Below are 4,723 nucleotides of genomic sequence, written 5' to 3'. Positions count from 1 at the left end.
CCGGGGGTGCCACCGCAGGCCGCCCAGAGCCGGTCCTGCCGGTAGCTCTCACCGACGACCTCGAGATCCTCGTCGCCGCCGTGCAGGTACACGCCGGGTGCGCCCGCGCTCGCGCCCGCCGACGGGCGTCCCGCCGACCTGAACCGATCGAACAAACCCATCGCATTCGCCTCCGCCGTAGGCTCCCGACGCTAGTGCCACCACGCCCGGCGATCGGCTCGATCGGCCGGCAATGAGGCAGGTAGGTGCGGGCGCCGTTCGAGGTCCGCCAAGCCGACAACCTGTCGCTCGACCCCACTCCGGTCGGCGGGGCGTCGGAGTCTAACGGGGCATCTGGGGGAGCGCCTCGCTGTCAGCGCACCCAGCGGCGGGCGTTGCGGAGGGCGGTGGCCATGATGGTGAGGGTGGGGTTGTGGGCGCCGGAGGTGGGGAAGACGCTGCCGTCGGCGACGAAGAGGTTGTCGAGCTCGTGGAAGCGCCCCTCGCCGTCGGTCGCGCTGAGGGTCGGGTCCGTGCCCATGCGCATCCCGCCCATCACGTGGGCCGTGGTGGGCACCCGGTTGCCGGCGAGGGGCGTGGCGTCGGACTCGGCGTCGGCGACCGTGGTGACGTGGTCGGCTCCGGCCCGGCGGAGGATCTCGGCGATGTAGGGCCCGTAGAAGTCCTGGGCCGCCAGCTCGTGGGCGCGGGGCGAGTAGGTGATCCGGGCGACCGGGAGGCCGCGGTGGTCCTTCACCGTGGGATCGAGGTCGACGGTGTTGTCGCGGTAGGGCAGGTCCTCACCGATCATCTGGATGCCGCACAGGCGGTCGCGCAGCACGCTCGACCGCATCAGCTCCTTGAACTCGGTGCCGAAGGGTTTGTCGGGGCGCAGCAGGCCGAGGAGGAAGCGGTACGTGTCGGCCTCGCCGAGGGGGAGCTGCGACCCGCCCAGTTCCAGCGTGCCGCCCCGGAAGTACGGGAGGCCCGCGGCCTGCGCGGCGGCGCGGGCGCCGGGGAAGTCGGGGTCGGCGAAGTCGTCCACGACGTGGGTGGTCGAGCGGCCCCGGTGGGCGTGCAGCCGCAGGTCGAGGAAGATGCCGGTGCCGTCGGTGAACCAGTGCTGCATGAAGTGGGTGCCGACCGTGCCGTGCGGGTCGGGGAGGTCGGACAGCTTGGCGAGGCGGACCGTCTCGATGGCCAGGCAGGCGAGCACCACGAGGTCGCCCTGCTCCTGGTGGGTCCGGCCCTCGTCGTCGATCCACGTCACGCCGGTGGCCCGCCGGCCCGACGTGTGGACCTTCACCACCTGGGCGCGCTCGCGGACCTCCGCCCCGGCGATCAGGGCTCGCCGCAACGGCGCCAGCGCTCCGACCCGGGCGAGGATCGGGCAGCCGTGGTGGGAGCAGTGGCCGCAGTTGTTGCAGGCCGGGCGGCCGTCGTAGGGGGCGCTGTTGACGGCCATCGGCACGAGGAACGGGTGCAGGGGCGGATCGAGGCTCCGACACCCCTCCGCCGCGATGAGCGACGACAGCTGCGGCGGGCCGGCGGGCATGGGGAGGGGTCTTCGGCGGGGGGCGTGCCGTCGTGTCGGCTCGACCGGGATCGCCTCGACGTCGCCGGCCACCCCGATCAGCTCCTCGACCTCGTCGTAGACGGGGGCGATCTCGTCGTAGTCGAAGGGCCAGTCGGCGACGTCGGCGCCCGCGATCGGACCGAGCAGGCTGAGCTTGCGGAAGTCGACGTCCCAGAACCGCGGCGTCTTGGCGTCCCAGTGGACCGTCGCCCCGCCCACGGTCTGGGGCAGGTCGTGGACGGCGCCGACGTGGCGGGGCTCGGTGTCGCTCGCGTACCAGCGGTAGGTGCGGGGTTCGGCCACGGGGTCCGGCTGGGCGAAGCGGCGGTCGACCTTCAGCTCGTCGCTCGAGAACCTCGACGTGGGGGCGGGTTTCGTGAGGTCGTCGAACCAGTTGTCGCCCTTCTCGAACACGACGACGTCGTAGCCCGCCTCGGCCAGCACCATCGCCGCGGTCGCTCCCCCGGCGCCGCTGCCCACCACCAGCGCCTTGCGGGCGGTCACTTCGGCGACCCGGGGGCGGTTGCCGTGAGGAGCCGGAGCAGGTCGGCGACGATGCCGGTCGGCGTGGGCGTGCAGGGATCGGGGCCGTCGGAGGCGGTCACCCGGTCGGCGGGATGGCCGTGGGGCTGCACGTCGCCGGGGAACCCGATGGACCGCCACATCACCCCGTCGGCGTTGCCGCCGTAGACCGGCGCGCCGTAGCAACCCTCGATCGTGTGCCGGAACAGCAGGTCGGTGAAGCCGCGGACGCCGGCCGGGAGGTGCGGCACCCGCGGGTTCGCCGCCAGCGCCGCGTCCTGGGCCGCCGGCAGGGCGGCCGCGAAGTCGCCGCCCGCCAGCTCGTCGAGCGCGGCGAGGCCCTCGTGGTAAGCGGGAACGAGTTCGGCCAGCCGGGCCTGCCACTGCGCCGTGACCGTCGCGCTGAGCGGCAGGAACCGCTCCCCGTCGGCGTACACGCGGGGAGGATCGTCGTGCAGCGCGTCGAGCAGCCCGACGATGTAGTCGGCCGCCCCGGCCTCACGAGCCCCCGGGTACCCCGCCTCGCCAGGATCGTCCTCCGGGCCCGGCACCAGGCGCGCCGTCGCCGCGTCGAGGACCGCTCGCTCCCGCTCTTCTAACACTCGTGTCATGATAGGATCTGCGCGTGGGGGATGAGCGGCAGAGTCTGGCCGGGCGCAGGATCCTGGTGACGGGTGCGTCGTCGGGCATCGGAGCCGAGACCGCGCTGATGCTGGCCGAGCGGGGCGCCACGGTCGGGCTCGTGGCCCGGCGCACCGATCGACTCGATGCGGTCCTGGAAGGCTGCCGCCGCTGGGCGCCGGACTCGCAGCGCTGGACCGCCGATCTCGGCGACCTCGACACCGCGGCCCGGATCGCCGACGACGCCTGGTCCGCTCTCGGCGGGCTCGACGTGGTCGTCAACAACGCCGCCATCCCGAAGCGCCGCCGTGCCGTCGATCTGCGCATCGACGAGATCGAGCAGGTGCTGCGCACGAACTTCCTGTCGCCCACGCAGATCACCCTGCGGCTGCTCCCCCGCATGCTCGAGGCCGGCCACGGGGTGATCGTCAACGTCTCCAGCATCGCCGGCCGCCTCGGCGTGCCCAACGAGCCGGCGTACTCGGCCTCGAAGTTCGCGCTCTGCGGCTGGACCGAGTCGCTGGCCATCGAGCTCGCCGGCACCGGCATCCGGGTCCGCCTGGTGCACCCCGGTGCGATCGACACCGAGATCTGGGACCAACCCGACAACGACCCGTCGTTCTACGACGGGCCCAAGGAACCGGCCGGCACCGTCGCCTCGGCCATCGTCACCACCATCGAGGCCGCGGTCGATCCCACCGGCGCCGGCGGGCCGTTCGAGACCTACGTGCCCGACCTCAAGAGCGTGGTCGAGTTCAAGACCACCGACGCCGACTCCTACCTCGCCGGTGCCGCCTCGTTCCGCGACGGCGAAGGGTTCAAGACCTCGTAGCCATACGAACACCAGTTCGTTAGAGTCGGGCCCATGACCTCGCTGCGGTGGGAGCTCGCCGAGCGGCCGAAGGACCAGGGCACGCTGTTCGACGAACCCGTCTTCGAGCGCGAGCCCGGTCGGGGCGAGTTCCGGGGCATCGAGTTCCTCCACGTGCGCTCGCGCCGCATCATCAACGAGGTCAAGGGCGCCCCGTTCGGGTTCCGCTTCACGATCAACGCCTACCGGGGCTGCACCCACGCCTGCACCTACTGCTTCGCCCGGCCCACCCACACCTACCTCGACCTCGACGCCGACGAGGACTTCGAGCGCCGCATCGTGGTGAAGACCAACGCCGTCGCCCTCCTGCGCAGCGAGCTCGCCGGCCGCCGGTGGGCGGGCGACATGATCGCCATGGGCACCAACACCGACCCCTACCAGCGGGCCGAAGGCAAGTACCGCCTCACCCGGGGCGTGCTGGAGGTGCTCACCGAGGCCGCCAACCCCTTCTCGATCCTCACCAAGTCGACGCTCGTGCTGCGCGACCTCGAGCTGCTCGCCGAGGCGGCGTCGCGCACCGACGTGCGCGTCAACCTGTCGATCGGCACCCTCGACGAGGCGGTGTGGCGAGCCACCGAACCCGGTACGCCCCATCCGGCGCGCCGGGTCGAGGCCGTCGAGCGGCTCAACGCCGCCGGGGTGCCGTGCGGTGTGCTCATGGCGCCGGTGCTGCCCGAGCTGTCCGACGCCCCCGACCAGCTGGAGGCCGTGGTGAAGGCCTGCCTCGGCGCCGGAGCCCGGTCGGTGTCGACGGTGCTGCTGCACCTGCGGCCGGGCGTGAAGGACGTCTTCCTCCGCCACCTGGCCACCACCCACCCCGCCCTCGTCGACACCTACCGCCGCCGCTACCGCGACCGCGCCTACGCCCCCCGAGCCGACCAGCAGGCGCTCGACACCCTCGTCAACGACCTCGTCCACCGCCACGGCGGCACCCCGCCCTCCCGCCCCCGCCGCCCCGATCCCCAACCCAACCCTCCGCCCCCACCCGCCGACACCCAGCTCACCCTCCTGTAGACCCTCGCCCGCCGCGCTCGGGATCTCGGAACCCGCCTCATGGCCGACATCGCCTTCTTGCAGGCCATCGGAGCCCCAGGCGACTGATCAGCCACCCAGTCCGGGCATCACCGGGACGGTGGCACCGTTCCGGAAATTAC

At 72.7% G+C, this 4,723-nt stretch carries 4 protein-coding genes; 2 read left to right on the top strand and 2 right to left on the bottom strand.

Going from position 1 to position 4,723, the window contains the following annotated elements; all coding sequences use genetic code 11:
• Positions 1-352 precede the first annotated feature (352 nt).
• Positions 353-2,059: a GMC family oxidoreductase gene (locus tag VK611_26125; protein HMG44839.1), complete on the bottom strand. Its 1,707-nt coding sequence runs from the start codon at positions 2,057-2,059 to the stop codon at positions 353-355.
• Complete coding sequence (locus VK611_26120; protein HMG44838.1) at positions 2,056-2,679, bottom strand: gluconate 2-dehydrogenase subunit 3 family protein; 624 nt, start codon at positions 2,677-2,679, stop codon at positions 2,056-2,058. Before VK611_26120 ends, VK611_26125 begins: the two co-directional genes overlap by 4 nt.
• A gap of 23 nt (positions 2,680-2,702) precedes the next feature.
• Between VK611_26120 and VK611_26115 the strand changes: the two genes are divergently transcribed.
• Positions 2,703-3,530: an SDR family oxidoreductase gene (locus tag VK611_26115; protein HMG44837.1), complete on the top strand. Its 828-nt coding sequence runs from the start codon at positions 2,703-2,705 to the stop codon at positions 3,528-3,530.
• A 33-nt stretch (positions 3,531-3,563) separates the two neighbouring features.
• On the top strand, positions 3,564-4,583 hold the full coding sequence (locus tag VK611_26110) for a radical SAM protein (GenBank protein ID HMG44836.1): 1,020 nt from the start codon (positions 3,564-3,566) through the stop codon (positions 4,581-4,583).
• Positions 4,584-4,723 lie beyond the last annotated feature (140 nt).

Source organism: Acidimicrobiales bacterium (assembly GCA_035316325.1).
Taxonomy (GTDB): domain Bacteria; phylum Actinomycetota; class Acidimicrobiia; order Acidimicrobiales; family VFJN01; genus DASXTK01.
The sequence above is the reverse complement of the archived record's forward strand: the minus strand, read 5'-3'. Positions and strand labels throughout refer to the sequence as shown.

What these genes read in the sequence shown, in the direction of transcription:
- VK611_26110 (HMG44836.1), top strand. Translation starts at nt 3,564, where the DNA reads ATGACCTCGCTGCGGTGGGAGCTCGCCGAGCGGCCGAAGGACCAGGGC.